Genomic DNA, 6,981 nt, shown 5'->3' with positions numbered 1-6,981 from the left:
GCGAGCCACAGAGGCGGTTGTAGAACAGGTTTTTGCAAGGTTTTGTGTCGGGAAATGAAAATGTTCCACGTGGAACAGTGTAAAACATGCGCAGAAGAAATTGTTCCACGTGGAACAATGGAGAACAAGATCAAAAAATGTTCCACGTGGAACATTTCACAGTTTGGAGTTGAAAACATGGAGGAACCACTGGGATGCTATGAGGTGATCGTGATCGGTGCGGGGCATGCGGGGGTGGAAGCCGCTCTGGCATCTGCCCGGCTTGGATGCCGCACCGCAATGTTCACCATCTCCCTGGATCAGATTGCGAATATGCCTTGCAATCCGTCCATCGGCGGCACCGCCAAGGGGCATCTTGTCCGGGAGATCGACGCCCTTGGGGGCGAAATGGGCAAGGCGGCGGATGCAACCTTTATTCAGAGCCGGATGCTGAACCGGGGCAAAGGCCCGGCTGTTCACAGTCTGCGTGTGCAGGCGGATCGGGTCGCCTACCACTGTTACATGAAGCAGGTCTGTGAGCAGGAGCCAAATCTGGATATCAAGCAGGGCGAGGTTGTGGAGATTCTGACTGAAAACGGTGCCGTTTGTGGCATTCGGACTCGTCTTGGCACTGTGTATGCTACCCGTGCTGTTGTGATTTCCACAGGAACCTATCTGCGGGGACTGATCCATGTGGGAGAAGCATCCTACCAGAGCGGGCCGGATGCGGCACTGCCCAGCATGCAGCTTTCGGACAGTCTCCGGTCCTTGCATGTTCCTCTGCGCCGGTTCAAAACTGGTACGCCTTGCCGTGTGCATCGCCGAAGCATCGATTTTGACAAGCTGGAGCGGCAGGACGGAGATCCGGACATTGTCCCGTTTTCTTTTGCCAGCGATGCTTCCCACATGCAGAACCGGGTCAGCTGCTACATCGCCTACACCAACGCTCAGACCCACGCAGTGATCCGGGCGAACCTGCACCGCTCACCCATGTATTCCGGCAGAATCGAGGGCGTCGGCCCCCGGTACTGCCCCTCCATCGAGGACAAAATCGTCCGCTTTCCGGACAAGGAGCGGCATCAGCTGTTCATAGAACCAATGGGGCTGAACACGGATGAATACTACCTGCAGGGCATGTCCTCCTCCCTGCCGGAGGAGGTGCAGCTGGCGTTTTTGCGCACCATTGTGGGACTGGAGCATGTGGAGATCATGCGGCCTGCCTATGCCATTGAGTATGATTGCTGTGATCCCACCGCCCTTTCTCCTTCTCTGGAATTTCGAGGTTTGCATGGTTTGTTTGGCGCCGGTCAGTTCAATGGCAGCTCCGGGTACGAGGAGGCGGCTGCGCAAGGGCTGATGGCAGGTATCAACGCCGCACGGCTGGTGCAGGGTAAGGAGCCCGTGATCCTGGATCGGGGCACTGCCTACATCGGCACTCTCATCGATGATCTGGTTACAAAGGGCTGCAACGAGCCATACCGGATGATGACCTCCCGCAGCGAATATCGCTTGATTTTGCGCCAGGACAATGCGGATCAGCGCCTGTCCCGGATCGGTCACAGCATCGGACTGCTGTCGGAGGAGCGATATGCTGCCCTGCGTGCTAAGGAAACCGCCATTTCCCGGGAGATCAAGCGGGTGCAGCACTGCAACATTGCTCCTTCGGATGCTCTGGCGGATTTCCTCACGAACCATGGTACCACGCCTCTTACAACCGGTTGTAAGCTGGCGGATCTGATTCGCCGTCCACAACTGGCTTACAGCATGCTGGCACCTTTTGACCCGGATCGTCCCGTACTTCCGGAGGATGTGGGACAGCAGGTGGAACTGGAGATCAAATATGCCGGGTATATCGAAAAGCAGCTGGCGCAAGTGGCGCAAATGCGCGGGTTGGAGGAGAAACTGCTGCCAAACGATGCGGATTACAGCCAGGTTCGTGGACTGAGGTTGGAGGCTGCGGAGAAGCTGAATCGTCAGCGACCCATCAATATCGGACAGGCAAGCCGGATTTCCGGGGTATCCCCGGCGGACATTTCCGTGCTGCTGGTCTGGCTGTCACAAAGGGGGAAACAAAATGCTACCGAACTATGAGCATGCAAAGACGCTTTTTGAGGGGTACGGGCTGGAGCTTACCCCCGAATGCTACGATAAACTGGACTGCTACGCCTCTTTTCTGGTGGAATACAACGAAAACGTGAATCTGACTGCCCTGACAGCTCCGGAGGATGTGCTGGTCAAGCATTTTCTGGATAGCATGCTGTTGACGAAATACATAGAAATCCCCTTGGGCGCAGCCCTCATTGATGTGGGCACCGGTGCCGGATTCCCGTCCGTGCCCGTGTTGCTTTTACGGCAGGATCTGCATGTGACCCTGCTGGATAGTCTCAACAAGCGAATCGTTTTCTTACAGTTTTTATCGGAAAAACTGGGGTTGGAGGTTCGTTGTATCCACGGACGTGCCGAGGAAGCAGCCAAAAGGCCGGAGTTGCGGGAGCAGTTTGATGTGGCGACTGCCCGGGCAGTGGCGGCGTTGCCAGCCTTGGCGGAATACTGTCTGCCCTTTGTGAAGCCAGGCGGCATGATGATTGCCATGAAAGGTCCCTCCGAGCATGCTTCGGACGGTGCTCGTGCTGCGCAGTTGCTTGGGGGTGAAAGTCCCAGGGCAGTGGATTACACCCTACAGGAGGATGCAAGGCGGTTGATCTGCATCCGAAAAATATCGCAGACTTCAACCAAATACCCTCGCAACAGCGGTCAGATCAAAGCAAAACCCTTGATTTAACCTCCGGAAATGTTGGGAAATCCGCTTATTTCGTTGAAGTAAGCGGATTTTTGTATTGGAAATGGGGCATATTTTCTGCTACAATTGGATTACGGACAACCGTGGAAAGGAGCAGAAAATGGGGACATTTCTAGGCTTTACAAGAGAAAAGAACACAACGAGGGTGATCCAGGTCGCACCGGAGGAGATTTTGCCGAATCCGCATCAGCCCAGGACGGAGTTCGAGGAGGTGGAAATCCTCTCGCTGGCGGAAAGCATTCAGCAGAACGGCCTTTTGCAGCCGCTATCCGTGCGGAAGCTGCCGGATGGGTACGAGCTGATCGCTGGGGAGCGCCGGCTCCGGGCTGCCAGGGAACTTGGGTTGCCAACCGTGCCTTGCATCGTTTTCGACGTTTCGGATCGGACATCTGCCATCCTGTCACTGGTGGAGAACATTCAGCGGCAGAATCTGAATTTTTTCGATGAGGCGGCAGCCATTCAGCGGCTTATCGCCTCCTACGGCATGACCCAGGAGGATGCGGCAGTGAAACTGGGCAGAGCCCAAAGTACCGTTGCGAACAAGCTACGCCTGCTGAAAATCAGTGAACCCCACCGGGCACTGATCTTGAAGTATGGGCTGACGGAACGGCATGCAAGAGCGCTTCTGAAGCTCTCCTCCCTGGAGGATCGTGAGACGGTGCTGCGGCAGGTCATCAAGCGAAATTTGAACGTGGAGAAAACAGAGCAGCTTATAGCCGATCTGCTGCATCAGCAAAAGGAACGGGAAAGCTATCGGCAACGCAGCCCGTTTTTTCAGAACGTGCGCATTTTCGTAAATACGATCCAGAAGGCGGTGGAGACTATGCAGGCGGCCGGAATCCAGGCTGATGCACGGAAAATCCAGCACGATGATTTTGTTGAATATCGTGTCTACATACCGGTTGTGAAGTAATTGTTCCACGTGGAACAATTATAACCGGTCTGCATGTTCCATGTGGAATGTTCCACGTGGAACATTTTTTTGCAAACACCTTTACAAGACCGCCTCCACATGCTATAATAGTATTGAAATGGAAGGAGGCGGTAAGATGGCTCGCATTTTTGCGGTCGCAAATCAGAAGGGCGGCGTTGGAAAAACCACAACGGTTGTAAATCTTGCTGCATACCTGGGTTCCCGGGGCAAAAAAGTGCTCTGTGTGGATATCGATGCCCAGGGCAATACCACCACTGGATTTGGCATACAAAAAAAGGGTCTGGAGATGTCCACCTATGATGTGCTGCTTGGAAAAGCACGGATTCAGGAGGCGATCCTCGACAGCGAGTTTTCCAATGTAAGTGTTGTGCCGGCTGTTTCAGCACTGGCTGGCGCCGAGATCGAAATGATCGAGCTGGATAACCGGATGAATCGGTTAAAAATGCAGTTGCTCACCTGTCGGACGGACTACGATTTTGTGTTTATCGACTGTCCCCCGTCCCTGAGTTTGATGACTCTGAACGGCCTGGTGGCATGCGATAAGCTGATTATCCCCATGGAAGCTGAGTTTTTTGCGCTGGAGGGTCTGTCCCAGCTGTCAGATACCATGCGGATCGTTCGATCCAGGTATAATCCCGGTCTGGATATCCAGGGAATCCTGTTTACCATGTTCGATGCACGGCTGAATTTATCCAATCAGGTTGTGGATGAGGTGGAGCGATACTTTCCGGGAAAGGTGTTCCAGACAAAAATCCCCCGGAATGTGCGGCTCTCTGAGGCACCCAGCCATGGCAAGCCGGTAATGTATTACGATAAGAGCTCAAAGGGCGCAGAGGCGTATGAGCTGCTGGGGCACGAGATTCTGGGAGAACCCCTGGTGATCCAGCAGAAACGTCGGCTTTTTGGGCGTTAGAAAGGAGTAGGCTATGGCAAAAGGCGGTTTGGGACGGGGCTACGAGACCCTGTTCTCGGACAACACGACGGAAGTACAGAATCTGTCCACTTTGCGGGTGGCGGAGATCGAGCCAAATCGGGAGCAGCCCCGAAAATCCTTTGACGATGGGGCAATTGCTGCTCTGGCCGATTCTATTCGGGAGCATGGTATGATCCAACCCATCCTGGTGCGCCCGCTGGAAAACGGATCCTACCAGATTGTAGCCGGTGAACGGCGCTGGCGGGCAGCCCGGATGCTGGGACTGGAGGAAGTGCCGGTGACGATCCGAGCCATGTCCGACCAGGAAACCATGCAGATTGCTCTGATCGAGAATTTGCAGCGAGAAAATCTGAACCCTATTGAGGAGGCTCAGGGATACCAGGAATTGATGGATCAGTTTGGTATGACCCAGGAGGGCATCGCCCAGATCGTGGGTCGATCCCGATCGGCGGTAGCAAACTCCCTGCGGCTTTTGCAGTTGCCGGAACAGATTCAGCAGTACCTGCAGGAGGGCGCCATCACCACCGGCCATGCCAAGGCGCTGGCTGGCTTTGCGGATGAGGAAACCATGCTTGCATGCGCTGCACGGGCGGCGGACGGTCAGCTGACGGTTCGTGCCATTGAAAAGCTGGCGGCAGCACCCAAGGAGCACCTGCTTCAGCCGGATCGGCGCCGGGACAGCTACTATAAGGAGATGGAGCTGAGCCTGAGCAGCAGTCTGGGCAGAAAGGTGAAGGTGGATCAGGGCAGAAAGAAGGGCATGCTGATTCTGGAGTACTATGACAAGGACGATCTTGCAACCCTTGCAAAAAAATTGACTGAGTGAAAGCACGCAACACTGCGGTTTGCATGGTGTGAAACAAAATTGTTCCACGTGGAACAAATTCAATACAGGAGAGAAAATCATGATCGATATGAAGTTGATCCGGACAAATCCGGAACTGGTGAAGGAAAATATCAAGAAGAAATTCCAGGATGAAAAGCTCCCCCTGGTGGACGAGGTTGTGGAATTGGACAGGCAGTATCGTGAGACGAAAGTCAAGAGCGATGCACTGCGGAACCAGCGAAAAACCATCAGCAAGGCGATCGGCGGGCTGATGGCAAAAGGACAGAAGGAGGAAGCGGAAGCCAGGAAGGCGGAGGTTGCGGAGCTCGCAAAGGAACTGAGCGAATCTGAGGCGATGGAAAACGACCTGGAGGCACGGATCCGTAAGATTATGCTGGTGATCCCCAACATCATTGACGATACAGTGCCCATCGGCAGGGATGACAGCGAAAATGTGGAGGTGGAGCGCTTCGGGGATCCCTTTGTACCGGAGTTTGAAGTCCCCTATCATGTGGATATCATGGAAAAGCTCCACGGCATCGACATCGACAGTGCCCGGAAAACCAGCGGAAACGGCTTTTACTATCTCTGCGGTGACATCGCCCGGCTCCATTCCGCCATTCTGTCCTATGCCCGGGACTTCATGATCGATCGTGGCTTTACATATTTCATTCCCCCCTACATGATCCGCAGCGACGTAGTTACCGGTGTTATGAGCTTTGCGGAGATGGAGGGCATGATGTACAAGATCGAAGGGGAGGATCTGTACCTGATCGGTACCAGTGAGCATTCCATGATCGGTCGGTTCATCGACACCATCCTGCCGGAGGAGTCCCTGCCCCAGACCCTTACCAGCTATTCCCCCTGCTTCCGGAAGGAAGTGGGCGCCCACGGCATTGAGGAGCGTGGCGTATACCGGATTCACCAGTTTGAAAAGCAGGAAATGATCGTGGTCTGTAAGCCGGAGGACAGCAAGGCGTGGTTCGTCAAGCTGTACCAGAACACAGTGGACTTCTTCCGGAGCCTGGATATCCCGGTACGCACTCTGGAGTGCTGCTCCGGCGACCTGGCGGATCTGAAGGTCAAGAGCATCGACGTGGAGGCATGGTCCCCCCGTCAGAAGAAGTACTTCGAGGTAGGCAGCTGCTCCAATCTGGGGGATGCTCAGGCACGGCGGCTCGGCATCCGTGTCAAGGGCGCAGACGGGGAAAAGTACCTGGCGCATACGCTGAACAATACGGTGGTTGCACCGCCCCGGATGCTCATTGCGTTCCTGGAGAACAACCTGAATGCGGATGGTTCCGTCCGGATTCCGGAGCCGCTCCGGATGTATATGGGCGGCAAGGATGTTATTCGGTAAATCAATTAGCTTTCGAGGCATGAGGTATTCCGTGCCTCGAAATTTTTTTGAAAAAATCGAAAAAAAGGCTTGACAACCACTGCGCCGTGTGATATAATATTTTATGTTATCACGCTAGTGCTGGTGTAGCTCAGTTGGTAGAGCAGCT

Annotated in this window: 6 protein-coding genes; all 6 read left to right on the top strand. The window is 54.5% G+C overall.

All coding sequences use genetic code 11. From position 1 onward, the window contains the following. The first annotated feature begins 177 nt into the window (after positions 1 to 177). Positions 178 to 2,070 (top strand): tRNA uridine-5-carboxymethylaminomethyl(34) synthesis enzyme MnmG, encoded by a 1,893-nt coding sequence (gene mnmG, locus QVO51_RS10335; RefSeq protein WP_022358326.1) that lies wholly within the window; start codon positions 178 to 180, stop codon positions 2,068 to 2,070. Beyond that, the gene (gene rsmG, locus QVO51_RS10330; protein WP_022358325.1) at positions 2,054 to 2,761 is read left to right on the top strand and encodes a 16S rRNA (guanine(527)-N(7))-methyltransferase RsmG; all 708 of its coding nucleotides are present in this window, start codon (positions 2,054 to 2,056) and stop codon (positions 2,759 to 2,761) included. The genes mnmG and rsmG overlap by 17 nt, the downstream gene beginning before the upstream one ends. Before the next feature lie 118 nt (positions 2,762 to 2,879). Beyond that, positions 2,880 to 3,692, top strand: a complete 813-nt coding sequence (locus tag QVO51_RS10325) for a ParB/RepB/Spo0J family partition protein (protein WP_022358324.1) — start codon at positions 2,880 to 2,882, stop codon at positions 3,690 to 3,692. 136 nt (positions 3,693 to 3,828) lie between these two features. Continuing rightward, positions 3,829 to 4,626 carry a ParA family protein gene (locus QVO51_RS10320; RefSeq protein WP_022358323.1) on the top strand — a complete coding sequence of 266 codons (798 nt, stop codon included), beginning with the start codon at positions 3,829 to 3,831 and terminating at the stop codon, positions 4,624 to 4,626. A gap of 13 nt (positions 4,627 to 4,639) precedes the next feature. After that, entirely contained in the window at positions 4,640 to 5,473 is an 834-nt protein-coding gene (locus QVO51_RS10315; protein ID WP_022358322.1) for a ParB/RepB/Spo0J family partition protein, read from the top strand. 79 nt (positions 5,474 to 5,552) lie between these two features. Beyond that, positions 5,553 to 6,833: a serine--tRNA ligase gene (gene serS / locus QVO51_RS10310; protein ID WP_022358321.1), complete on the top strand. Its 1,281-nt coding sequence runs from the start codon at positions 5,553 to 5,555 to the stop codon at positions 6,831 to 6,833. Positions 6,834 to 6,981 lie beyond the last annotated feature (148 nt).

Source organism: Ruminococcus sp. CAG:379, from assembly GCF_000434255.1.
Taxonomy (GTDB): Bacteria; Bacillota; Clostridia; order Oscillospirales; family Ruminococcaceae; genus Ruminococcus_F; species Ruminococcus_F champanellensis.
This window is presented reverse-complemented; position numbering and strand designations above follow the sequence as displayed.